Annotated in this window: 18 protein-coding genes; 3 read left to right on the plus strand and 15 right to left on the minus strand. The window is 74.6% G+C overall.

Going from position 1 to position 23579, the window contains the following annotated elements; all coding sequences use genetic code 11:
* The 6 genes from BJP40_RS07750 to BJP40_RS07775 form a co-directional block, all read right to left on the minus strand.
* Positions 1-908 (minus strand): lysine N(6)-hydroxylase/L-ornithine N(5)-oxygenase family protein (locus BJP40_RS07750; protein WP_143065907.1); only part of this gene is annotated, 908 nt, incomplete at its 3' end.
* Positions 905-2455: an aminotransferase class V-fold PLP-dependent enzyme gene (locus BJP40_RS07755; protein ID WP_071279696.1), complete on the minus strand. Its 1551-nt coding sequence runs from the start codon at positions 2453-2455 to the stop codon at positions 905-907. The genes BJP40_RS07755 and BJP40_RS07750, both read right to left, overlap by 4 nt.
* The gene (locus BJP40_RS07760; protein WP_071279698.1) at positions 2452-3792 is read right to left on the minus strand and encodes a diaminobutyrate--2-oxoglutarate transaminase family protein; all 1341 of its coding nucleotides are present in this window, start codon (positions 3790-3792) and stop codon (positions 2452-2454) included. Before BJP40_RS07760 ends, BJP40_RS07755 begins: the two co-directional genes overlap by 4 nt.
* Positions 3793-4267: 475 nt before the next feature.
* On the minus strand, positions 4268-6700 hold the full coding sequence (locus BJP40_RS07765) for a glycoside hydrolase family 65 protein (protein ID WP_071279712.1): 2433 nt from the start codon (positions 6698-6700) through the stop codon (positions 4268-4270).
* Positions 6697-7560, minus strand: a complete 864-nt coding sequence (locus tag BJP40_RS07770; RefSeq protein ID WP_079170991.1) for an HAD family phosphatase — start codon at positions 7558-7560, stop codon at positions 6697-6699. The genes BJP40_RS07765 and BJP40_RS07770 overlap by 4 nt, the downstream gene beginning before the upstream one ends.
* A gap of 85 nt (positions 7561-7645) precedes the next feature.
* Positions 7646-8983 (minus strand): sodium:proton antiporter, encoded by a 1338-nt coding sequence (locus BJP40_RS07775; protein ID WP_079170992.1) that lies wholly within the window; start codon positions 8981-8983, stop codon positions 7646-7648.
* Between the two features lie 644 nt (positions 8984-9627).
* Between BJP40_RS07775 and BJP40_RS07780 the strand changes: the two genes are divergently transcribed.
* Positions 9628-11160 carry a sodium-dependent transporter gene (locus BJP40_RS07780; RefSeq protein ID WP_071263772.1) on the plus strand — a complete coding sequence of 511 codons (1533 nt, stop codon included), beginning with the start codon at positions 9628-9630 and terminating at the stop codon, positions 11158-11160.
* On the plus strand, positions 11160-11297 hold the full coding sequence (locus tag BJP40_RS31495) for a methionine/alanine import family NSS transporter small subunit (RefSeq protein ID WP_079168823.1): 138 nt from the start codon (positions 11160-11162) through the stop codon (positions 11295-11297). The genes BJP40_RS07780 and BJP40_RS31495 overlap by 1 nt, the downstream gene beginning before the upstream one ends.
* Before the next feature lie 54 nt (positions 11298-11351).
* Here the strand turns inward: BJP40_RS31495 and bla are convergent, their stop codons facing one another.
* The 6 genes from bla to BJP40_RS07810 form a co-directional block, all read right to left on the minus strand.
* Positions 11352-12263: a class A beta-lactamase gene (gene bla, locus BJP40_RS07785; RefSeq protein ID WP_071279700.1), complete on the minus strand. Its 912-nt coding sequence runs from the start codon at positions 12261-12263 to the stop codon at positions 11352-11354.
* A gap of 80 nt (positions 12264-12343) precedes the next feature.
* On the minus strand, positions 12344-13351 hold the full coding sequence (locus BJP40_RS07790) for an ABC transporter ATP-binding protein (protein WP_071279702.1): 1008 nt from the start codon (positions 13349-13351) through the stop codon (positions 12344-12346).
* Entirely contained in the window at positions 13348-14358 is a 1011-nt protein-coding gene (locus BJP40_RS07795) for an ABC transporter ATP-binding protein (protein WP_071279704.1), read from the minus strand. The genes BJP40_RS07790 and BJP40_RS07795 overlap by 4 nt, the downstream gene beginning before the upstream one ends.
* A complete protein-coding gene (locus BJP40_RS07800; protein WP_071263764.1) occupies positions 14358-15344 on the minus strand; it encodes an ABC transporter permease in 987 nt (328 codons plus the stop codon). Before BJP40_RS07800 ends, BJP40_RS07795 begins: the two co-directional genes overlap by 1 nt.
* Complete coding sequence (locus BJP40_RS07805) at positions 15341-16204, minus strand: ABC transporter permease (protein WP_226962845.1); 864 nt, start codon at positions 16202-16204, stop codon at positions 15341-15343. The genes BJP40_RS07800 and BJP40_RS07805 overlap by 4 nt, the downstream gene beginning before the upstream one ends.
* 335 nt (positions 16205-16539) lie before the next feature.
* On the minus strand, positions 16540-18300 hold the full coding sequence (locus BJP40_RS07810; protein WP_071263762.1) for an ABC transporter substrate-binding protein: 1761 nt from the start codon (positions 18298-18300) through the stop codon (positions 16540-16542).
* Between the two features lie 178 nt (positions 18301-18478).
* Here BJP40_RS07810 and BJP40_RS07815 point away from each other — a divergent pair, with 178 nt between their 5' ends.
* Positions 18479-19744, plus strand: a complete 1266-nt coding sequence (locus BJP40_RS07815; protein ID WP_071279706.1) for an alpha/beta fold hydrolase — start codon at positions 18479-18481, stop codon at positions 19742-19744.
* A 348-nt stretch (positions 19745-20092) separates the two neighbouring features.
* On the opposite strand, the gene argG is transcribed toward BJP40_RS07815, so the two are convergent.
* The 3 genes from argG to BJP40_RS07830 form a co-directional block, all read right to left on the minus strand.
* The gene (argG, locus tag BJP40_RS07820) at positions 20093-21538 is read right to left on the minus strand and encodes an argininosuccinate synthase (RefSeq protein WP_071279708.1); all 1446 of its coding nucleotides are present in this window, start codon (positions 21536-21538) and stop codon (positions 20093-20095) included.
* Between the two features lie 146 nt (positions 21539-21684).
* Positions 21685-22512, minus strand: coding sequence for an AfsR/SARP family transcriptional regulator (locus BJP40_RS07825; RefSeq protein WP_071279710.1), 828 nt, complete (start codon positions 22510-22512; stop codon positions 21685-21687).
* A 706-nt stretch (positions 22513-23218) separates the two neighbouring features.
* The coding region (locus tag BJP40_RS07830) for a response regulator transcription factor (protein ID WP_143065906.1) at positions 23219-23579 on the minus strand (361 nt) is incomplete at its 5' end.

Here is a 23579-nt window from a genome sequence, read left to right on the forward strand (position 1 = left end):
TCGCCGAGGGTGTCGGCGCTGACGCCCTTGTAGAGCTGCCACTGCCCGGGCAGCAGCCGGTCCCGTGCGTCCTGCGGCAGGCCGTGGAAGTAGCGCGTGTAGTCCGGGGTGAAGTGCTCCAGGCCGAGCTTGCTGTACTCCATGGGCGCGAACGCGGGGGTGCGCGCCAGCCAGGCCAGCCCCTCCCGGCCGCGGGGGCGGGCCCGCAGGAGGTCGAGCAGCACTTCGGCGCCCGACTGCCCGGCGCCGACCACGGTGACGTGCTCCGCGGCCAGCAGCCGCTCGCGGTGGGCGAGGTAGTCGGCGGAGTGCAGCACCGGCACGTCCGGGTCGTCGGCCAGCGGGCGCAGCACCTCGGGCACGTGGGGTGCGGTACCGACGCCCAGGGCCAGGTGGCGGGCGAGGACCGTGCCGCGGCCGGCGGGTGCGCCGTCCGCGCCGAGGCGGGTGTAGGCGACCTCGAACGCCTGGCGCGACTCGTCCCAGTGGACGGTGTCGGCGCGGTGGCCGAACCGGCACGACGTCAACCGCTCGCTGACCCAGCGGCAGTAGGCGTCGTACTCGGCGCGCGGTATGTGGAAGCGCTCCGCGAAGTAGAACGGGAACAGCCGCTCCTGCGACCGGATGTAGTTGAGGAAGGACCAACGGCTGGTGGGGTCCACCAGGCTCACCAGGTCGGCGAGGAAAGGCACTTGGAGGGTCGCGCCGTCGATCAGCAGTCCGGGGTGCCAGCGGAAGGCGGTGCGCTGCTCCAGGAAGACGGCGTCCAGCCCGGGCACGCCGTCGGCGAGCGCGGCGAGCGACAGGTTGAACGGGCCGATGCCCACGCCGAGCAGGTCGACGGGGGCCGGGGTGCCGGCTCCGAGGTCCCCCGTGCCGTCGGCGTCGTCCGCGGGATGGTGGTTCATGGTGTTCCTTCCGGTGGGTGGTGCGCGGTGCGGGGGGCCGGCCCGGCGGCGGCCGCCTCCGCGGTGCCGGCGACCAGGTCGAGGAGTCCCGCGAGGTCGGCGCCGGAGGCGGCGGGGTGCAGCAGCGTCGCCTTGAGCCACAAGCGCCCGCGCCCGTCGGTGCCGGCGGCGACGGCCCGCCCGACGACGGCCCCGCCCGTGGCCAGCAGCCGGCGCCGGACCTCGGCCACGAGCGCGTCGCCTTCATCCGGCGGCAGGGTGTCGGCGGCGACCGGGCGGAACAGGACGGTGCTGATGCCGATCGGTCCGGGGCGGCGGCGCAGCGCCGGATGCGCGTCGACGCGTTCCGCGAACTCCTCCGCGGCGGCCACGCAGTGCTCGACGAGCGCGCCGAGCCCGCTGCGGCCGAGGGCCCGCAGGGTGGCGGCGATCTTCAGGACGTCGGGTCTGCGGGTGGTGCGCAGGGACCGGCCCAGCAGGTCGGGCAGCCCGGCCTCGGTGTCGTCGTCGGCGTTGAGGTAGTCGGCGCGCAGCGCCAGGGGCGCCAGCAGTGCGGTGTCCGGGACGGTGAGCAGGCCCGCGGCGACCGGCTGCCAGCCCAGCTTGTGCAGGTCGAAGGTGACGGAGACGGCGTCCGCCAGCCCGTCGAGCCGCGGCGCGAGCCGCTCGCTGAAGAGCAGCGGCCCCCCGTACGCGGCGTCGACGTGCAGTTCGGCGCCGTGGCGGCGGGCCGCGGCGGCGATGGCGGGCAGCGGGTCGATGAGACCCTCGTCGGTGGTGCCGGCGGTGGCGACGACGAGGGTCGGGCCGTCCGCGGCGGCGAGCACCGCGGGGAGGGCGTCGGCGTCGAGCCGCCCGTCCCGGCACGGCACGGTGACGGGGTCGGCGAGGCCGAGGACCCAGGTGGCGGGCCGCACGCTGTGGTGGGCGTTGGTGCCGCACACCACGCGCGGGCCGGGGGCGCCGGCGGCCCGGGCGCGTTCCCTGGCGAGGAGCAGGGCGACGAGGTTGGACTCGGTGCCGCCGCTGGTGACCAGGGCGTCGGGCGCGGCCCGCCCGGGGTGGACGAGGGCGGCGAGGGCCCGGGTCACCTCCTGCTCCAGGGCGGTGGCGGCGGGCGCCTGGTCCCAGGAGTCCATCGACGGGTTGAGCGCGGCGGCGGCCAGGTCGGCTGCCGCGGCCACCGCGAGGGGCGGGCAGTGCAGGTGCGCCGCGCACCAGGGGTCGGCCGGGTCGGCGGCTCCCTCGGCGACGGCCCGCACCACGGTCCGCAGCGCCTCCTCGGGGCCGGTGCCGTGCGGGGGCAGGACCGCCCCGGCCGGGTCCGGCGCGTCCGTGCCCGCAGCCAGGGCCCGGCGTAACCTCCGCGCCACCTCCTCGGGCCCGCCCGCGGGCAGCGGCCCGCCGCGGGCCTGCGCGCCCTCGGCCAGCGCGTCGAGCACGACCGAGGTGAGCTTCGCCAGGGCGTCGGCTCCGTGCACCCCGCCGGCCAGCGCGGGGGCACCGGCTCCCGGGAAGGGTGCGGTGTCGTTCCGGTGCGCGGTCACAGCACGTCCTCCAGGGCCCTCGCGAGCCGTTCCACGACCGAGTCGGCCTGTTCGTCGCTGAGGACCAGCGGGGGCAGCAGCCGCAGGACGGTGTCGTCGCGGCCGCCCAGTTCCAGCAGCAGGCCGCGTTCCCGGCAGGCGGTGCGCAGGGCGCGGGCCAGCGCCGGGTGGCCCGGGAGGACGCCGTCGCGGTCGGGTGCGCCGTCCGGGTCGACCAGCTCCACGCCGATCATCAGGCCGCGGCCGCGGACCTCCCCGAAGACCGGCCGGCGGGCGGCGATCTCCCGCAGGCCCCGGCGCAGCCGCTCGCCCAGTTTCAGGGCCCTTTCCGCGAGTTCCTCCTCGGCGACGGTCCGCAGGGTGATCTCGCCGGCGACCATCGCCAGGGTGTTGCCGCGGAACGTGCCGGTGTGGTGGCCCGGGAGCCAGGTGTCGAGTTCGGGGCGGTAGGCGATGAGCGCGAGCGGCAGGCCGCCGCCGACGGCCTTGGACGTGACGAGGACGTCCGGGGTGACGCCGGCGCGCTCGCAGGCCCAGAAGCCGCCGGTGCGGCCGACACCGGTCTGCACCTCGTCGAGGACGAGGACGATGCCGTGGTCGGCGGTGATCCGGCGGATCTCGCGCAGCCAGCGGTCCGGGCCCTCGACGACCCCGCCCTCCCCCTGGACGACCTCCAGGATCACCGCCGCGGGCGGTCCGACCCCGCTGCTCGGGTCCGTGACCAGGCTTTCCAGCAGCCGCGCCGACAGCTCGCCGGACCGCTCGGCGCTGCCGGTCCCGAAGGGGCAGCGCATCCCGTACGGGTAGGGGAGGCGGGTCACGGGCACGCCGTCCGCGCCGACCGCCCCGCTCATCCGGGGCGGCCCGGACACGGCCGAGGCGCCCAGGGTCATCCCGTGGTAGGCGCCGGTGAAGGCGACGATCCCGCGCCGCCCGGTGGCGTGCTGGGCCAGTTTCAGCGCGGCCTCCACCGCGTCGGTGCCGGCCGGGCTGCAGAAGTGCAGCCGCGCCGCGTCCCGGAGCCCGCCGGGCAGCCTGCGGAGCAACTCCGCCGAGAAGGAGTCCTTCTGAGGGGTGATCATGTCGAGGGTGTGCAGGGGCGCTCCGGAGGAGAGGACCGCCTGGAGGGCCGCGACCGTGGGCGGGTGGTTGTGCCCCAGGGCGAGGGTGCCGGCACCGGACAGGCAGTCGAGGTAGGTGCGCCCGTCGGCGCCGGTGACGACCGCGCCGGAGGCGTGCACGGGGGCGACGGGGAGGGTGCTGGCGTAGGTACGGGCGGAGGACTCACGACGCTTCTGGCGTTCGAGGAGCTCGGCGCGCAGCGCACCGTTCGGCATGGCGGATGCCCTTCGGTCGTGTTGCGGAGGGTCGCGCACTAGCGCACGGATGGTTAGGTTAGCCTAACCTGTCCTGAGATCAAGTGGCTGAGCCGCGGCACTCCAACGTCACGGGAGTGAATACCCGCCCGCACGCCTCCTGTTGCGCCCCCGGATGCTCGATGTGGTGCGCGGCGCAACGGTTGTTGACGGTGTGACAGCGCAGAACCAGCCCGCGGACGGTTCGTTCCACCGGATCAGCCTGCGGCCGCGGACCTGCCGGCCGCCCCCGGGCATCCGGCCACGCGGACCATGCGGCCACGCGGACCATGCGGCAGGGGCCAGTCGACCGGGGCCGCGGGCCGACTGGGTTCGGTTCACCGGGCGGCATCGGTGGTCCGCCGGCCGGGTGGCCGCCGTCGGGGGCCGGTGGCCGACCGGGCGGGTCGAGCGCCGGATCCGGCCGGTCCGCAGACCGCGCGTCCCCCGGCCGGGCTCAGTCCGACAGGTCCAGCGTCATGGCGCGGCCCGGTGCGATCGACACCGAGCGTTCCGGCAGCAGGATGTCGATGGACGCGACGCCCGAGTCCGGCACCGACACGTGCAGGCTGCCCGGGCGCATCCGCAGCCGCACCCCCCAGTGCCCGTGGAAGCGCAGCACGAAGTCGTACTCCGACAGCTCGGGCAGCGGCACCGGGTCGAGGCGCAGCACCCCGTCCCGCGTGTCCAGTCCCGTCAGCCCGCGCTGCACCAGGTCCAGCGTGCCCGCCATCGCCCCCAGGTGGACGCCCTCACCGGTGGTCCCGCCGTGCAGGTCCGCGATGTCGGACTCCAGCGCCTCCTGGCAGAACGCCCACGCCTCCGCCCGGCGCACCCGGGCCAGCACCCAGCCGTGCACCAGCCCGCTCAGCGTCGAACCGTGGCTGGTGCGCCGCAGGTAGTAGTCGACGGTCCGCCACCACGTCTCGTCGTCGAGCTCGTGCCCCAGGCGCCGCATCAGTCCCCGCAGTTCGGAGGGCGAGAACAGGTAGCCGAGCATCAGCACGTCGGCCTGCTTCGACGCCTGGTAGCGGTTGACCGAGTCGTCCTCCGCCTCCAGGATCCGGTCGAGGCGCCGGATGTCGCCGTACTTCCGCCGCAGCGCGTCCCAGTCCAGCTCCGCCAGCTCGCCGTAGCCGTGGAACTGGCTGATCACCCCCGCGTGGAACGGCACGTACAGCCGGTGCGACACGTCCTCCCACAGGGCCAGCTCGCCGTCGCGCAGCCCGATCCGCTCCACCAGCTCCCGGCGCCGCGGTTCCGGCAGCCCCGCCAGCAGCTCCAGGGCCCGCGCCAGCACCCAGGCCGCCGTGACGTTCGTGTACGCGTTGTCGTCCAACCCCGGCCGCTGCGCCCCCGGATAGGCGTCGTGGTACTCGTCCGGGCCCATCACGCCCCGGATCCGGTAGCGTTCGAAGACCTCGTCGTACGTCGCGGAGTCCGCCCAGAAGCGGGCGATCTCCAGCAGCATCTCCGCGCCCTTGGTGTGCAGGAACTCGTCGTCCCCCGTCGCCTCCCAGTAGCGCCACACGTTGTACGCGATCGCCGAGTTGACGTGGTGCTGGAGGTGCGAGTGGTCCGGCAGCCAGCGCCCCGACCGCGGGTTCAGGTGCAGCTGCTGGGTCTCCTCCCGCCCGTCGCTGCCGCTCTGCCACGGGTACAGCGCGCCGGCCCGGCCCGCGTCGTGCGCCGAGAACCGGGCCCGCTCCAACCGTCGGTGACGATACGTCAGCAACGCCCGGGACACCTCGGGGAAGTGCAGGTTCAGATACGGCAGCACGAACAGCTCGTCCCAGAACACGTGACCCCGGTACGCCTCCCCGTGCAGGCCCCGCGCCGGTACGCCCACGTCCAGGTCCGCGGTGTTCGGCGACAGCGTCTGCAGCACGTGGAACAGGTGCAGCCGCAGGATCCGGCCCGCCTTGTCCGGCACCTCAAGTTCGGCGCGGCGCCACAACTGCTGCCAGCGCGCCCGGTGCGAGGCCAGCAGTCCCTCGAACCCCGCCGCCCGGCCGACCCGGTCCACCGCCGCGTGCAGCGGATCGGAGATCGCCCGGTCCCGGGAGGTGTGCAGCGCCACCACCTTGTCGACGGTGACCGTGGCGCCCGGCAGCATCCGCAGCCGGAACCGCTGCGTCACCCGCCGGTCGCCGTGGCGCACGGCCCGCTCCGACAACTCGACGGCCGCCTCCTCCTGCACGGTGGTGCGGGCCGCCATCCCGATGCGGATGCCGGACGCCGACGTGCGGCATGCGAGCCACACCCGGTGCCCGGCCGCCTCACCGGTCTCGATGTGCTCCAGGTGCCGCGAGGACAGCTGCCGGTAGCGGGCCACGCCCGTGTTGGCGACCGAGCCGTCCAGCTCCGCCTCCACCTCCAGCACGCCCGCCCAGTTCTCCGCCGTGAACTCGGTCCTCAGAGCCGCCAGGTGCATGTCCCCCATATGGACCAGCCGCCGCTGGCGCACCGCCAGCCGCCGCCCGCTGTCGTCCTCGTACCGGCTGCGCCGCTCCAGGGTGCCGCCGCGCAGGTCCAGGGAGAGCGCGTGGTCGGTCAGGAACTCGTGCGCGGGCGTCAGCCACGGCCCCGGCTCCGGCCACCCGCCTCCGGCGGCCCCCGGCTCGTGCCCGTCGACCACCCGGTAGCGCACCGGCAGCCAGTTGGGCAGGTTCACCATGTCCTCGTTCTCGACCCGGCGGCCCGCCACCTCCGACACCAGCCGGTCGTAGCAGCCCGCCGCATAGGTGCCCGGGTAGTGGACGCCGTCGGCAGCGCACTCCGGGATCGCGCCGCGCGTCGCGAAGTACCCGTTGCCGAGCGTGCACAGCGACTCCCGCAGGCTCTCCCACTCGCCGGCGTAGCCCTCGAACCCCCACGTCCAGTCGTTCACCCGGCCCACCCCTCACCCGTTCGGCCGACCCCGCCCGCGCACGCCCCGGCCGCCCCCGCCCGGCCGCCCCCGGACGGGTCCGCGGACACGTCCCCGCCCCCGCCCCCACCGGCCGCGCCCCCGTCGTCCAGCAGCTCCGCCAGGTCCCGAACGACGACGTCGGCGCCGCGCCGGGCGAGGGCCGCCCCCGTGCCGGGCCCCGCCGCACGGTCGACGCCCACCACCAGTCCGAACCCCCCGCGCCGCCCCGCCTCCACCCCCGCCAGGGCGTCCTCCACCACCGCGCACCGTCCCGGTGGCACGCCGAGCCTGCGGGCCGCCTCCAGGAACAGCGCCGGGTCCGGTTTGCCGGGCAGTCCCAGCCGCGCCGCCTCCGACCCGTCCACGAGCGCGGCGAAGCAGTCCCGCACCCCGGCCCGCTCCAGCAGTTCGCGGGCGTGCCGCGACGCCGACGCGGCCGCCAGCGGCACCCCGGCGTCCCGCAGCGCGCGCAGCAGCCGCACCGTGCCCGGATAGGCGTCGACGCCGCCCTCCCGCAGCCGCCGCGTGAACCGCTCCTCCTTGTCGGCCGCCACCGCCGCCACGGCCGACCCGTCCGCGTCCAGGCCCCGCGCCGCGAGGAACGCCGCCGCCCCGTCCAGCCGCGACCGGCCGTCCACGTGGCGCAGGTAGTCGCCGACGGGGTCGAACGGGGGCTGCGGGGTGCCGGGCAGCCCCGCCAGGTAGGCGTCGAACGCGCCCTTCCACGCCGCGGCGTGCAGCCGCGCCGAGTCCGTGACGACCCCGTCCGTGTCGCACACGACAGCACGCACGGCCCGCAGCGCGGGAACCACCGGGCTGCGGGCCGTGCGTGCCGTCATGGGGCGTCTCCTCCCGTCGTCCGCCGTGTGCCGCCCGGTGGCCCGGGCCGCTCCACGGCGCCGTACGCAACGCTTGCACCGTCCATCATGGACGCGGCCCGCCGTCGCCGCCGCCCGGGGACCCCGCCGCTTCCGAGGAGCCCCCGCCCAGTGAAGCAGTGGCCGCCGCGCCCCGCGCGGGCCGTTCGGCCCCCTCTTCCGGGCCGGCCGCCGCCCCGTCGCCGGTCTCGTCGTCCGACGGGATGCCCGCCAGGCTCTCCACGTGGAACAGCTTCGCGATCGGCACGTCCGTGCTGCTGTGCGCGACGATCGAGAACGCGATGCACACGGCGATCAGGGTGTACGCCTCCTCCCCGTTCGGGATGCCCGCCTGCAGCACCAGCAGTCCGTACACCACCGACGCGAAGCCCTTGGGCCCGAACCAGGCCGCCACCAGCCGCTCCCGGCGGTCGAAGCGCGTCCCGACCAGCGAGACCAGCATCGACGCCGGCCGGATCAGCACGATCGCCAGCACCACCGCGACGTACCCGCCGAAGGAGAGGTCCCCGAAGAGCGCAGGCGTCAGCAGCGCGCCGAAGACCAGCAGCGCCGCGAACTTCGCCAGCTCCGCCAGCGCCTCGCCGAGCGGCTCGAACGCCTTGTGCGCCTCGGGGGAGACCGCGGTGAGGACCGCGCCCGCGGAGAACGCCGCCAGGTACGGGTTCGCGTGCGTCAGATGGCAGGCCGCGTACAGGATGATGCCGACGGCCAGCGGCAGCAGCGGTTGCAGCTTCGGCTCCGCGCCCAGCAGCCGGAACCGCACCAGGGCGTTGACCAGCAGCGGCAGCAGCACACCGAACGCCAGCCCGAGTCCGAGTTCCAGACCGATCGCCCCGTACGAGGTCTCCGCCGTGCCGCTCGCCGTGGGGCCGGCCGCCGCGATGAGCACCAGCACGACGGGCAGGGCGAGTCCGTCGTTGATGCCGCTCTCCACGTTCAGCAGCTGCCGCAGCTTCGACGGGACCTCCTTCTTGCCGACGATCGCGGAGGCGAACACCGGGTCCGTCGGCGCCAGTACCGCGCCCACCAGGAACGACGTCGTCCAGTCGAGGCCCACCAGGTAGTGGGTGATCAGCGCCAGGCCGACCAGCGCCAGCGGCATGCCGAGCCCCAGGGCGCGCGCCGGGTTGCGCCAGTTCTCCCGCAGTTTCGGGAACGACACGTGCATGCCGTCCGTGAACAGCACCGCGAACAGCGCCAGGTCGGCGGTGACCGCCACGATCGGGCTGTCCGGGGTGATGTGGATGAGCCCCAGGAAACCGTCGCTGACGAGGGCGCCGCCGACGAGGAACAGGAACGACGTGGACAGGACGGTCCGGGCGGCGAGCCCGGACAGCAGCACCGCTATGAGCAGGGCTGCACCGAAGACAGCGACCAGAACCATGGGCGGGACATCCCCCGATCAGCGACGACGACGGTCCGGCGGCCACCGGGCGGTCCGGCGGCAGCGGTGGCGCCGGCGCGGGCGGGGGCCGCCGCGCCCCGGCAATGTAACGGACGCCCCGCGCAGGCCGGGAAGGGGGGAGGCGCCCCGGCACGACCGGGCACGGTCCCGGCGGCCGACCGGACGGCGACGCCGCCCGCGGCGACCGGGTCGCGGAGCCGCCGCGGAACCCGCCGCGGCGGGAAGCGGATGATCCGCCGCACCGGGCCGGTGACAGGCGTGCGCGGCGGCACGGCCGCCCCGTCCGCTACGAGGGCCGTGCGGTGGGCCCGGTCCGCCGCGGGGCCCTGCCGTGGGCCCGGCCCGCCGCCACCCCCGCGCCCTCCCCGTTCGCGCCGGTCGCCGTGCTCACCGCCCCGGCGGCCGTCACCGTCACCGCGAGGTGCGCCGTCACCGGGTGACGCGCCGTCGGGTGGGCGCCGTCCCGCGTCCGCTCGGCCGGCCACGACCACCCGCCCGCGCGCCTGCGGGGTCCCCGCGGCGCTCTCCCGCCGTGCCGCCCGCGCCGTCCCGGGTTACCGTGCCGTCAGGTCAGTTCCGCGGCGTACCCGCATCCCGGCGTACCCGACCCCAAGGACACCCCCATGACCCAGCAGCCACGCGAGCAGTGGGCCTCGCGCACCGGATTCCTGCTGGCCGCCATCGGCTCGGCCATCGGACTCGGCAACATCTGGCGCTTCCCCGCCGTCGCCTACGAGAACGGCGGCGGCGCCTTCCTCCTGCCGTACCTGGTCGCACTCCTCACCGCGGGGATCCCCCTGCTGATCATGGAGTACACGATCGGCCGCAAGTACCGCATGTCCCCGCCCGCCGCGCTGCGCGCCATGGCGCGCCCCGCCGAGGTCCTCGGCTGGTGGCAGGTCGTCATCAGCTTCGTCATCGCCACGTACTACGCCCTGATCCTCGCCTGGGCCGTCCGGTACGTGGGGTTCTCGGTGGGCCGTCAGTGGGGCGCCGACCCGGAGGACTTCCTCTTCGGCTCCTTCCTGAAGGTGGCAGCGGCGCCCGGCGGGCCGTCCACCTACGTCCCCGGCGTCCTCTGGCCGCTCATCGCCGTGTGGGTCGTGGTCCTCGTCATCCTCGCCTTCGGCATCCGGCGCGGCATCGAACGGGCCAACAAGATCTTCATCCCTCTGCTCGTCGTGTTCTTCGCCGCCCTCGTGATCCGCTCCCTGACCCTCGACGGCGCGAGCCGGGGCCTCGACGCGCTGTTCTCCCCCGACTGGTCCCAGCTCGGCAGCGGCACGGTGTGGGTCGCCGCGTACGGACAGATCTTCTTCTCGCTGTCCATCGGCTTCGGCATCATGGTCACCTACGCCTCGTACCTGCGCCGCCGTGCCGACCTCACCGGCTCCGCGATGGTCGCCGGCTTCGCCAACAGCTCCTTCGAGATCCTCGCCGGCATCGGCGTCTTCGCCACGCTCGGCTTCATGGCCGCCAACGCCGGCGTGCCCGTGAGCGAGGTCGCCAGCTCCGGCCTCGGCCTCGCGTTCGTCGCGTTCCCGGCCGTCATCAACGAGATGCCGCTCGGCAGCCTGTTCGGCGTCGTCTTCTTCGTGTCGCTGGTGATCGCGGGCCTGTCGTCGCTGATCTCGATCGTGCAGGTCGTGGTCTCCGCCGTGCAGGACCGCACCGGCCTGCGCCGCATGCCCGCCGTGTTCGGCGTCGGCGGCCTGGTCGCCCTGGCGTCGATCCTGCTGTACCCGACCGACAGCGGGCTCTACCTGCTCGACTCCGCGGACCACTTCATCAACCAGTACGGCATCGCCCTCGCCGCCCTGGTCTCCCTCATCGTCATCGCCTGGGTGCTGCGGGCCCTGCCGATGCTCCAGCAGAACGCGGACGAAACCTCCGCCATCCGCCTCGGCCACTGGTGGCGGATCTGCCTCGGCGTCATCACCCCCCTGGTCCTCGGCTGGATGATGGTCGACAGCCTGCGGACCGAGTTCGACGAGAACTACGAGGGCTACTCGACCGGGTTCCTCCTCGCCACCGGCTGGAGCGTCGCTGCCGGGGCCCTCGTCGTCGGCGTCCTCCTCACCCTCGTCCACTGGAAGAAGGGCGGCGAGGACATCGACCTCGACATGGAGGCTCCCGCCGACCGGAAGGAGACGTGATGTCAGCAGGCGCCATCGTCATGATGATCGTCGCCATCGGCATCGTCTGGGGCGGCCTGATCGCCGCCATCCTGCGGCTGCGCGGCCACCCCGACGAGCCCGAGCCGTGGCCGCCCGGCGTCGAGAAGGCCGAGTGACGGACCGGGCCGGCCCCCGCGGACGGGGGCCGGCCCGGCCCGTGCGGCACGGGCTCAGCCCAGGGCGTCCGCCACGATCCGGGCCGCCTCGGCGACCAGCGGGTTGTCGGGCAGCGCCGCCGGCTCCGGCTTCGTCGTCAGCACCGCCAGCACGATCGGCGGTCGGCCGGGGGGCCAGGTGACCCCGGCGTCGTTGTTGGTGCCGTAGGACCCGCCGCCCGTCTTGTCGCCCAGCACCCAGTCCGCCGGCAGGCCCTTGCGGAAGCGCTCGGTGCTGGTCGTGTTGGAGAGCAGCCAGCCCGTCAGCCGCTCCCGGTCCCGCCGCTCCAGGAGCCCGCCGAGGACCAGCCGCCCGTACGTCCGGGCGATGGCGTAGGGCGTGGTCGTGTCGGTCTCCCGCCACGGCTCGGCGGAGTTCAGCTCCGGTTCCCACCGGTCCAGCCGGGTCACCCCGTCACCCGCCGACCGGCAGAACCGCGTCACCGCGGTGGGCCCGCCCAGTTCCCGCAGCAGCAGGTTCGCCGCGGTGTTGTCGCTGTGACGGATGGCGGCGTCGCACAGCTCCTCCACGGTCAGCCCCGCACCCACGTGGTCCTTGGTGACGGGGGACCAGCCGGGCTCCAGGTCCTCGACGCCGTACGGGATCCGCCGGGCCAGGAACTCCCCGTCCCGGTCCAGGTCCCGCAGCACCGCCGCCGCGGCGAGCGGCTTGAACAGCGAGCACATCGGGAAGCGCTCGCCCTGCCGGTACGCGACCATCCGGTGCGTGCCGGTGTCGTAGGCGAACACGCCCAGCCGTGCGCCGTGCTCCCGTTCCAGCTCCCGCAGCCGGCCGGTGGTGCGGGACGAGCGGGGGGCGGCCTGCGCGGTGCCGGACGAGGCCGCGGCGACGGTGAGCGCGGCGGCGGCGCCCGCGGTCAGTAACGCGCGGCGGCCGGGACGTGCACGGTCACGGAGGAGATCCATGACTGTTCCTCTCTGTCGACGGGCGGACACCCGCCAAGACGTCCCGGCCACCCCACCGGTTGCATCCTGCACCGACAGCCTCAGGGCATCGCGGCCCCGGCCTGCTCCTCCGGGAAGTGGCAGGCGACCTCGCGCTGCTCGCCCGCCGCGAGGACCCGCAGCGGCGGGGCCTCCGCACGGCACACCGGCTGCGCCTTCGGGCAGCGCGGGTGGAACGTGCAGCCCGGCGGGGGAGCGGCCGGGCTCGGCGGGTCGCCCAGCAGCGTGATCCGCCGCCGGGCCCGCTCCGCCGCCGGGTCGGGCAGCGGCACGGCGGACAGCAGGGCCCGCGTGTACGGGTGCGCGGGCGCCCCGTACACCCGCTCCCTGGTGCCGATCTCCACGATGCGGCCCAGGTACATCACCGCGACCCGGTCGCAGACCCGCCGCACCACGGACAGGTCGTGGGCGATGAACAGGTACGCCAGTCCCAGCTCCTGCTGGAGCCGCTCCATCAGGTTGACGATCTGCGCCTGCACGGACACGTCCAGGGCGGACACCGGCTCGTCGGCCACCACCAGCCGGGGGCCGGTGGCCAGCGCCCGCGCGATGCCGATGCGCTGTGCCTGGCCGCCGGAGAACTCGTGCGGGTAGCGGTCGAGGTGCTCGGGGATCAGCCCCACCAGCTCCATCAGCTCCGCCGCCCGCGCCCGCGCCGCGGCGGCGGGGGCGCCCTGCACCAGCAGCGGGTCGGAGATGATCCTGGCCACCGTCTGGCGGGGGTTGAGCGACGAGTGCGGGTCCTGGAACACCATCTGGAGGTCCCTGCGCAGCGGCTTCAGCTCGCGCTGCGACAGCCGTCCGATGTCCCGCCCCCCGTAGGTGACGGTGCCGCCGGTCGGCTCCAGCAGCCGTACGACCACCCGCCCGGTGGTCGACTTGCCGCAGCCGGACTCGCCGACGAGCCCGAGGGTCTCCCCGGCCCCGAGGGTGAAGCTCACCCCGTCCACGGCCCGCACGGGCGCGGCCCGGCCGCGCCGCCCCCGGCCGGGGAACGCCACGGTCAGGTCCTTCACGGAGAGCAGCGGTGGTGCGGTGTCGGTGGTCATGAGGCGACGCCTTCGTACGCGGGGAAGTGGCAGGCGGCCGGATGTCCGGCGGGGCCCGAGAGGACCGGCCGCAGGGCGGTGCACCGCACCCGCGGGGCGTCCTCGGGAAGGGCGGCCAGCCGCGGGCAGCGCGGGGCGAACGCACAGCCGGGGGACGGGTCGAGCAGGGACGGCGGGCTGCCGGGGATGGCCCGCAGCGGCTCGTCGTCGGCGTCGTCGAGCCGGGGCAGCGAGTCCAGCAGGGCCCGGGTGTACGGGTGCGCGGGCGCCGCGAACAACGCGTCGGCGGGCGCCTGCTCGACGGCCCTGCCGCCGTACATCACCAGCACGTCGTGCGCCACGCGTGCCACCACGCCCAGGTCGTGCGTGATCATGATGACGGCCAGTCCGCGCTCCTCCTGGATGCGGGCCAGCAGCTCCAGGATCTGCGCCTGCACCGTGACGTCCAGCGCGGTGGTCGGCTCGTCCGCGATGAGGAGCTCCGGCTCGCAGGCGAGCGCCATCGCGATCATGACCCGTTGACGCATGCCGCCGGAGAACTGGTGCGGGTACTCGCCGGCCCGGCGCCGCGGCTCCGGTATGCCGACCTCCGCGAGTGCCTCCACGGCCCGTTCGCGTGCGGCGGCCCGCCGGGACCGGAAGTGCACCCGGTGGTGCTCGGCGATCTGCTCGCCGACGGTGTAGTACGGGTGGAGGCTCGACAGGGGGTCCTGGAAGACCATCGCCATGCGCCGCCCGCGCAGCCGGTTCAGCTCCTTCTCCGGCAGGCCGACCAGCTCCCGGCCGCCGAGCGCGACCGAGCCGGTCACCTCGGCCCCGGTGTGCAGGCCCATCACCGCAAGGGAGGTGACGGACTTCCCGGAGCCCGACTCGCCGACGATGCCGAGGGTGCGGCCCTTCGGCACGTCGAAGCCGAGGCCGTCCACGGCCCGCACGGGGCCCTGCCGGGTGGGGAAGGAGACGGTGAGGTCCCGTACGGACAGCAGTGGTGCGGGGGTGTCGCCCATCAGTACCTCACTCGCGGGTCGACGACGGCGTACAGCAGGTCGACGGCCAGGTTGGCGACGACGATGAAGGTGGCGGCGAGCAGGGTCACCCCGAGGATGACGGGCTGGTCCCCAGTGGACAGGGCGCCGTAGAACAGCCGCCCGACGCCGGGCAGTCCGAAGAGGGACTCGGTGATGACGGCGCCCGCGAGCAGTCCGCCCAGGTCCATGCCGAACAGGGTGAGGACCGGCGTCATCCCGGCCCGCAGCCCGTGCTTGACCACGACCGTCCGGTACGGCAGGCCCTTCGCGCGGGCCGTGCGGATGTACGGCTCCGCCAGGGTCTCGATCATCGAACTGCGGCTCTGCCGGGCGTACATGGCGGCGTACAGCACCGCCAGCGCCAGCCAGGGCAGCAGCAGGCTCGACGCCCAGGCGACCGGGTCGTCCGTGAGGGGGACGTACTCCGGGTAGGGCAGCAGGCCCGTCACCCGGATCAGCCCGTAGATGAGCAGCACGGACGTGAAGTAGACGGGCAGCGACGCCGCCGCCACCGCCCCGACCATCAGCGCCCGGTCGGTGAGGGTGTCCTTGCGCAGGGCGGCGGTGACCCCGGCGGACAGGCCGAGCAGCAGCCACAGCGCGGCGGCTCCCGCGGCCAGCGACGCGGAGACCGGCAGCCGGTCCGCCAGCAGGTCCCACACGGCCTCGCTGTTCTCGTACGAGTAGCCCAGGCAGGGGAACTCGCAGCGCAGCGCGTAGGCCCCGGAGCCCGTGGTGCGGCCGGTGAAGACCCCGGTGACGAAGTCGGCGAACTGCCGCCACAGCGGCTGGTCGAGGCCCATGTGGGCGCGGATGGCGGCGAGCCGCTCCGCGCTGCACGCCTTGCCGCAGGCGGCGGCGGCCGGGTCGGAGGGCAGCACGTAGAAGATGGTGAAGGTGACGGCGGCGACGGCGACGAGGACGCCGGCCACCGCGAGCAGCCGCCGTGCGAGGTAGGCGATCACCTGCGGGCTCCTCTCGGGTCGAGGACGTCCCGCAGCGCGTCACCGAGCAGGGTGAAGGCGAGCACCGTCAGGAAGAGGCAGGTGCTCGGGATGACGAAGTACATGGGGTCCGTGTCGTAGTAGGCGACGGCCTCGGCGATCATCTGCCCCCAGGAGGGCGTGGGCGGGCGCACACCGACGCCCAGGTAGCTCAGGGCCGCCTCGGTGGCGATCATCCCGGGGATGACGAGGGTGGTGTACGCGATGACGGGCCCGGCGACGCCGGGCAGGATCTCCCGGGTGAGGATCCGCCAGGGGCCCGCGCCGCCCACCCGGGCCGCCGCGACGTACTCGCGGTGCTTGAGCGACAGGGTCTGGCCGCGCACGACGCGGGCGATGCCGGGCCAGCCGAACAGGCCGATGACGGCGGTCATCAGCAGGACCCGGTTGACGTCCCGGGCCACCGACATCATCGCGATCATGAAGATGAGGGACGGGAACGACATGGTGAGGTCCATCAGCCGGGACAGCACGGCGTCGGTGCGGCCGCCGAAGTAGCCGGCGGCGATCCCGGCGGCGGTGCCGGCGGCCACGACGATGGCGGTGGCCGCGAAGGCGATCAGCAGCGACACCCGGGCGCCGTGCACGACCCGGGCGAACAGGTCGCGTCCGGTGACGGGTTCGACGCCGAGCCAGTGCTCGGCCGAGACGCCGCCGAGCGGCCCGATCGGCAGCCCGCCCAGGTACGGGTCCACGGCGGACTTGTCGAACTCCTCGGGGCCCCAGCCGCCCAGCGCGCTGAGCAGCGGGGCGGCGGCGGCCAGGGTGGCGAAGAGCGCGACGACGGCGAGGGAGACCTTCACGGAGGCGCGGCCGCGCAGCTCGGCGCGGGCCAGCTGCCAGGGGCTGCGGGCGCGCGGGGCCGCGGCGGTCGCGGAGGCCGCCGGGGCCTCGGCCGTCCCGGTGGCCGCGCTTGCTCCGGACGTGTCGGCTGTTGCGGGGGGTGGGGCCGTCCCAGACGTGCCGGGTGTCGCGCTCGCCCCGGACGTGCCGGGAGTCCCGGGTGCCACGGAGGGCCCGGACGGGTCCGGGCTCTCGGGCGTCCCGGGGGCCGTGGCCGCCCTCGACGCGTCGGGAGCCTCGGGCCTTGCCGGTGTCCCGGACGGTTCCGGTGTCCCGGGCGTGGCGGAGGAGGTGGTCATGTCGGTGGGGCTCCTCAGCTGCCGCTCTTCGACGGGTCCTTGAGGCCGACCGTCGCGTAGTCGATCTGGCCGCCGAAGGAGGTGTGGCCGAAGGCGCCCGCGACATTGGTGCCGACGAGCAGCGGCGTGCGCTCGCTGACCGCCGGGACGACCGGCGCCTTGCGCAGAATCTCCCCGTCGAGCTCCTGCCACGCCTCGGCGGCCTGCTCGGCGTCCGTCAGCGCGGCGATCTCGTCCATCCGCTTCATGGTCGGCTCGTCGCGGAAGAGGGAGTGGTTGCCGGAGTTCCCCTTCTCCTTGACGTACCGGCCGTCGAAGACGAACGGCAGGAACGTCGAACCCGACGGGTAGTCGGGGCACCAGCCGGTGTAGACGAGGTCGGTGCGGTTCTTCGTGTCGCCGATGGTGTCGTAGAACGCGGACGGGTCGACGGTCTCGATGGTCACCTTGATCCCGGCCCGGCCCAGGGACTGCTGGACGGCCTCCCCGACGGCCTTGTCCCCGGTGGAGACGGTCACGCCGGTGGTGAACCCGTCCGCCCTGCCGGCCTCCTTGAGCAGCTCCTTCGCCTTCTGCGGGTCGCCGGTGGCCGGGATGCCGAGCACGTCGGGCTGCTTGCCGCCGTCGAAGAGGGAGCCGGGCATCGCCGCGGTGGCGACCTCGTTGAGTGCGGGACCGCCGGCCGCGGTCAGCAGTGCCTCGCGGTCCAGGGCGTACTGCACGGCCCGCCGCACCCGCACGTCGTCGAAGGGCGCGCGGCCGGTGTGCATCTGGAGCATGTCGACGCAGTTGCTGGACTCGGCCAGCAGCCGCTTCAGCACCTCGGGTCTGGTGAGCACCTTCGGCGTGCTCTCGGGGCGCAGCCTGCTCCACGGCACGGCCGAGGCGTCGGCACCGGAGGAGGCGATGAGGCGGTCGTCGATCTGACCGCCCTTCAGGCCCATGACGACCTCGATCCGGTCGGGGTACGCCTTGCGCACCTGGTCCGTGGCCGGGTCCCAGTGGGGGTTGCGCACCAGGACGAGCTTCTTGTCCCTGGCGTACGACTCGATCTTGTAGGGGCCCGACGAGAAGGGCCGGTTGTCGTACTGCGGGCCCTTGTCCTGCGCCTTGGGCACGGGGGCGAAGGTGGGCAGCACGGTCGCGTAGGGGAACTCGGCGAACGGCTTGCGCAGTTCGAAGACGATGGTCCGGTCGTCGGGCGTCCTGACGGAGTCGAGGTGCTCGCCACCGGCGGGCCCCTGGTAGCCCTCGGCGCCGGCGAGGTAGCGGGCGGCGTAGTCGGGGCCGCCCGGCAGGTCGGGGGAGAAGGACCGCTCGACGTTGTACTTGACGTCCTGCGCGGTGACGGGGGTGCCGTCCTCGTACTTCAGCCCCTCCTTGAGCCGGAACGTCCACGTCCTGGCCCCGTCGGACGGCGTGCCGAGGTCCTCCGCCAGGTCGGGCACCAGCTCTCCGCCCCCGGTGCCCGGCGCGGCCCGGTACGTGACGAGGGTGCGGTAGAGCAGCCGCGTGCCGAAGTCCATGTCGCCCATCACCCAGTTGCGGGCCGGGTCGAGGTGCGTGAAGTCCTGGTTGGACAGCACGGTGAGGGTCCCGCCCTTCTGGGGGGTGCCGCCGACGACCGCACCGACGTTGGCCGTCGCGGGGTTGGCGGCGCCGCCCTTGCCGCGGTCGGCGCCGGACGGCGCGCCGCCGGTGCAGGCGGACGCGCCGGCGGTCAGGGACGTCGCGAGTGCGGCGGCGAGGAGGGCGGTGCGGGTGCGGGTGTGCATCTGGGTCACTCCGTGGCAGTGGGAACAGCCGCGCGGGCAGCGAACGACCGGGGCTGGAATGTGACCGGTAACATAGTAATGTGAAATTGCACTGACAAGACGTCGGACAGGACATGAGACAGACTGGCCGCCGACACACCGCACCGGAAGGGCTGCCGCGCCAGCCGAAAGGGACCCGATGAACCCGGCCTACGCCACCGCCGACCACACCTTCACCGTCCCCCTCGACCACGCCGAGCCCGACGGGCCCGCCATCGAGGTCTTCGCCCGCGAGGTCGCCGACCCCGCCCGCGCCGGCGAACGCCTCCCGTGGCTGCTGTTCCTCCAGGGCGGCCCCGGCGGCAAGTCCCCCCGCCCCACCGCCGGTTCACCCGGCTGGCTGGCCCGCGCCGTGAAGACCCACCGGGTGCTCCTGCTCGACCAGCGCGGCACCGGCCGCTCCTCCCCGGTCACCGCCCGGACCGCGTCCCGCTTCCCCTCGGCCGCCGCGCTCGCCGCCCACCTGTCCCACTTCCGCGCCGACGCGATCGTCGACGACGCCGAGCTCATACGCCGCCGGCTGTGCGGTGACGAGCCGTGGGAGACGCTGGGCCAGAGCTACGGCGGCTTCCTCACCCTCACCTACCTCTCCCGCGCCCCGCACGGCCTGCGGGCCTGCTACGTCACCGGCGGCCTGCCAGGCCTCACCGCCACCGCCGACGACGTCTACGCCCGCACCTATCCCCGCGTCCGCGACCGCGTCCACGCCTTCTACGCCCGCTACCCCGCCGACGCGCCCCTCCTCCGCAAGATCGCCGACCTCCTGGACGCCGAGGACGTCCGCCTTCCCGACGGGGACCGCCTCACCACCCGCCGCCTGCGCACCCTCGGCCTCGCCCTCGGCATGGGCGACGGCTTCGAACGCCTCCACTGGCTCCTGGACGAGGCGTTCGACCCGGCGGGCGGCCTCAGCGACACCTTCCTCCACCAGGTCGCGGCCCTCACCGGCTTCACCGGCAACCCCCTGTACGCCGTACTCCAGGAGTCCCTGTACGGCCAGGGGGCCGGTCCCACCGGCTGGGCGGCGCACCGCGCGCTCGCCGCGCACCCGGAGTTCGCGGCAGACGCCGATCCGCTGCTGCTCACCGGCGAGATGATGTACCCCTGGATGTTCCGCGACATCGCGGGGCTGCGTCCCTTCGCCGGCGCAGCCGACCTGCTGGCGGAGCGCGCCGACTGGCCGGAGCTGTACGACCCCGCCCGCCTCGCCGCGAACGAGGTTCCGCTCGCCGCGATCGTCTACCACGACGACATGTACGTGGACGCCGGGCTCTCCCTCGCCACGGCCCGGTCCGTGGGCGCGGCGCGCGTCTGGGTCACCAACGAATGGGAGCACGACGGCGTGAACGCCTCCGGCGGCCGGGTCCTGTCCCGGCTGATGGATATGGCCGCGGGCCGGGTGTAGCCCGGTACCGTCGAGCGACCAGGGTGCCGGGCGGGTGCCGCGCCGAGTGGTGGCGGTGCCGGGCGGGGGCGATCGGCTCAGGCGGGTGGCGCGGCCGGGGAGCGTCGGGGAACGGGAAGGGCCGGCCCGACGCCGCCGAGGGCGTCGGGCCGGCCCTTCCCGGTCGATCCGGTGACCGGTCCGCCAGCGGGCCCGAAGCTGGGGCCGCTGGCGCGCCGGCCCGTCGGGCCCGTCGGGCCGGCGCGGCCGGCCCGGGCGCCCGGGGCGCCGGACCCCGCGGGGCCGCGGGCCCGGATCCCGCGCCGGACTCCGTACCGCCCGGGGTCCCGGTGCCGCCCGGCCGACGGCTCAGTCCGTACCGAACTCCATGGCGGCGCGGTCCAGCAGCTCGTCCTCGTCGGACGCCTCGCCCCGGGACGCGATGGCCTCGGCGCCGCCCTCCGGCATGCTGCCGATCAGGCCGGTCGCGGCGGCCTGGGCCGCGCCGATCGCCGGGTTCGCGGCGCCGATCAGGCCGAGGCCCGCGTACTGCTCCAGCTTGGCCCGCGAGTCGGCGATGTCGAGGTTGCGCATCGTGAGCTGGCCGATCCGGTCCGACGGGCCGAACGCGGAGTCCTCGGTGCGCTCCATGGACAGCTTGTCGGGGTGGTAGCTGAACGCGGGGCCCGTGGTGTCGAGGATCGAGTAGTCCTCACCGCGCCGCAGCCGCAGCGTCACCTCGCCGGTGACGGCCGCGCCGACCCAGCGCTGCAGCGACTCGCGCACCATCAGCGCCTGCGGGTCCAGCCACCGGCCCTCGTACATGAGCCGGCCGAGGCGCCGCCCCTCGTTGTGGTACTGCGCGAGGGTGTCCTCGTTGTGGATCGCGTTGACCAGCCGTTCGTACGCGGCGTGCAGCAGGGCCATGCCGGGCGCCTCGTAGATGCCGCGGCTCTTCGCCTCGATGATCCGGTTCTCGATCTGGTCCGACATGCCCAGGCCGTGCCGGCCGCCGATGGCGTTGGCCTCCATGACCAGGTCGACGGCGGAGCCGAACTCCTTGCCGTTGATCGTCACCGGGCGGCCCTGGTCGAAGCCGATCGTCACGTCCTCGGGGGCGATCTCGACCTCCGGGTCCCAGAACCGCACGCCCATGATCGGCTCCACGGTCTCCACACCGGTGTCCAGGTGCTCCAGGGTCTTCGCCTCGTGGGTGGCGCCCCAGATGTTGGCGTCGGTGGAGTACGCCTTCTCCGTGCTGTCCCGGTAGGGGAGGCCGTGGGCGAGCAGCCACTCCGACATCTCCTTGCGGCCGCCCAGCTCGGTCACGAAGTCCGCGTCCAGCCACGGCTTGTAGATCCGCAGGTGCGGGTTGGCGAGCAGGCCGTACCGGTAGAACCGCTCGATGTCGTTGCCCTTGAACGTCGAGCCGTCGCCCCAGATCTGCACGTCGTCCTCAAGCATCGCCCGGACCAGCAGGGTGCCCGTGACGGCGCGGCCGAGCGGCGTGGTGTTGAAGTACGCCCGCCCGCCGGAACGAATGTGGAACGCACCGCAGGCGAGCGCGGCCAGACCCTCCTCGACCAGCGCGGCCCGGCAGTCGACCAGGCGCGCGACCTCGGCGCCGTAGGCCTTGGCGCGGCCGGGCACCGAGGCGATGTCGGGCTCGTCGTACTGGCCGATGTCGGCGGTGTACGTGCAGGGGACGGCGCCCTTGTCGCGCATCCACGCGACGGCGACCGAGGTGTCGAGGCCGCCGGAGAAGGCGATGCCGACGCGCTCGCCGGCGGGCAGGGAGGTGAGGACCTTGGACATGTGAAAAGTATGCATGCCACAGCATGTCTATGCAAAGAGGGGTGGTCGGCGGGCCGGACGGCGGGCCCGCGGGGGCTCCGGGGAGCTGCCGCCCCCGCCGCGGCGGCTCCGGGGCGTCGCCCCCGCCCGTGGCCGGGCCGCCCGGCTCAGGCGCTCGCCTTCAGCCCGATCAGCGTCCGCTGCGGCGCCCGCGGGGACGACCACGACGAGCCCTCCTCGGGCTCCGGGCTCAGCAGTCGCACCTGAAGCTCCCTGACCTCCCGCGACGGTTCGAGGCCCAGCTCGTCCGCCAGCAGGCGCCGCAGGTTCTGGTACGCCTGAAGGGCCTCCGCCCGCCGGCCCGACGTCCCGAGAGCCGAGATCAGCCGGCCGTGGAACCACTCGTTGAGCGGATAGTCGCTGATCAGCCGGCGCAGCTCCGGAATGGACTCCCGGTGCAGCCCCAGCCGGTCGGCCGCCTCGATGCGGATCTCGTACGCCCGCAGCCGCAGCTCCTCCAGGTGCACGATGTGCCCGCCGAGCACGTCACCCGCCGGGAAGTTCGACAGGGCGGGCCCCCGCCACAGCCCCAGCGCCTGCCGCGCCGTCCCCAGCGCCGACACGGCGTCCCCGTCGGCCAGCTCGTCGCGCGCCTGCGTCACCAGCCGCTCGAAGACCCTGACGTCGACCTCGTCGTCCTCGACCTGGATGGAGTACCCCGGAGGGCTGGTGACGATCAGCGAGCGGCCGGGCGCCGCGAGCTCCTCGTTCACGAACATCCGGCGCGCGTGATACACGTACGTCTGTAGCGTCGTGACCGCGCTGCGCGGTGGGCGCTCCCCCCACAGCTCCTGGATGAGGCTGTCCGCCGTGACGATCTCGTTCGGCCGGGTGAGCAGCAGCGCCAGCGTCTGGCACACCTTCGGCGTGGCGGGGCGGTACGTCCTGCCGTCCTCGGTGGCGATCTCGAACGGGCCCAGCAGTGTGAAGAACATGCGGAACTGACTCCTCGTCTCAACGGTGGACCGGTCGCGCGGCGCGCCCGTCACGGTCCCGATGAGTCCCTCGTCCACGATCCGGCCCCCCTTCGTGTCTTCCGGTGGGGCGCCTTACGGGAAAGGCCCCCACCGGACCCCGCGGTCCAGCCTCCCCGCGCGCCGGGTGCGGATCAACGGCCGGGGATTCAGGGTTCGATCAGATTCCACAGGCGCTGGTCCGCTTCGTCGGGGGCGCGTCACGTCGGCGTCAAGCGCGCTTCAAGCGGACCCTGATAACCGGCCCCCCACGTCCGTTCTACCGCCGCGCGCCACGTGCCCCGCTGGAGTCGGAGTCGTGCCCACGGGACGTGCCCCCGCCCCTGGACGTCCTGTCCGCCTGCCGCTGCCCGCCCCGCCCCTGGTGCCGTCCGCCTGCCATCGCCCGCCCCGCGGGCGGCCTGTCCGCCGGCCGCCGCCCGTTCCGCGCCGCGGGCGGTCGGCGCCCCCTCCAAGACGCTGCCCGGCAGACGGTCCACAGGCCCAAGGCCCAGGAACGTGCGCGCACGGAAGGCCACACATCCGTGCCGGCACCCTCCGCGCCCTCAACCGGGCCGCCCCGCCCAACGGCTCCTGCCGCACCGCACGCCCGGGGCGGCCACGGGCGCCGTCGCCCTCCGGGCCCGCGGCCCGCCGCCCGAGCCCCCGCCCCACCGGTGCCTGCGGCCTACGGCAGCAGCCCCTCCCGGCGGGCCGCCACCACCGCCTCGCCCCGTGTGTGCGCGCCCAGCTTCCGCATGGCCGAACGCAGGTACGCCTTCACGGTCTCCGGCCGTACCCCCAGCCGCCCTGCGGCGTCCGCGTTCGTCGCGCCCGTCGCCACCGCCGCCAGGACGTCCAGCTCCCGGGGCGCCAGCACCACCCGGGGCGGTCCGTCCGCCGCGGGCCGCGCGGCCGCCGCAAGCCGGCCGCAGGCCGCCAGCAACTCCGCCCGCAGCGCCGGGTCGGGGATGCGCGGCGCCAGCGCCCGCAGCTCCCCGTGCGCCGACCGCACGGCCTCCCAGGCCCCGGCGCCCGCGCGGCCCGGC

It is taken from the genome of Streptomyces sp. CC53, assembly GCF_001865245.1.
GTDB lineage: Bacteria > Actinomycetota > Actinomycetes > Streptomycetales > Streptomycetaceae > Streptomyces.

Excerpts from the sequence above, each read along its gene's own strand:
- BJP40_RS07760 (WP_071279698.1), bottom strand. The coding sequence starts at position 3,792 with ATGCCGAACGGTGCGCTGCGCGCCGAGCTCCTCGAACGCCAGAAGCGT.
- BJP40_RS07770 (WP_079170991.1), bottom strand. The coding sequence starts at position 7,560 with ATGACGGCACGCACGGCCCGCAGCCCGGTGGTTCCCGCGCTGCGGGCC.
- BJP40_RS07775 (WP_079170992.1), bottom strand. The coding sequence starts at position 8,983 with ATGGTTCTGGTCGCTGTCTTCGGTGCAGCCCTGCTCATAGCGGTGCTG.
- BJP40_RS07780 (WP_071263772.1), top strand. The coding sequence starts at position 9,628 with ATGACCCAGCAGCCACGCGAGCAGTGGGCCTCGCGCACCGGATTCCTG.
- BJP40_RS31495 (WP_079168823.1), top strand. The coding sequence starts at position 11,160 with ATGTCAGCAGGCGCCATCGTCATGATGATCGTCGCCATCGGCATCGTC.
- bla (WP_071279700.1), bottom strand. The coding sequence starts at position 12,263 with ATGGATCTCCTCCGTGACCGTGCACGTCCCGGCCGCCGCGCGTTACTG.
- BJP40_RS07790 (WP_071279702.1), bottom strand. The coding sequence starts at position 13,351 with ATGACCACCGACACCGCACCACCGCTGCTCTCCGTGAAGGACCTGACC.
- BJP40_RS07795 (WP_071279704.1), bottom strand. The coding sequence starts at position 14,358 with ATGGGCGACACCCCCGCACCACTGCTGTCCGTACGGGACCTCACCGTC.
- BJP40_RS07810 (WP_071263762.1), bottom strand. The coding sequence starts at position 18,300 with ATGCACACCCGCACCCGCACCGCCCTCCTCGCCGCCGCACTCGCGACG.
- BJP40_RS07815 (WP_071279706.1), top strand. The coding sequence starts at position 18,479 with ATGAACCCGGCCTACGCCACCGCCGACCACACCTTCACCGTCCCCCTC.
- argG (WP_071279708.1), bottom strand. The coding sequence starts at position 21,538 with ATGTCCAAGGTCCTCACCTCCCTGCCCGCCGGCGAGCGCGTCGGCATC.
- BJP40_RS07825 (WP_071279710.1), bottom strand. The coding sequence starts at position 22,512 with ATGTTCTTCACACTGCTGGGCCCGTTCGAGATCGCCACCGAGGACGGC.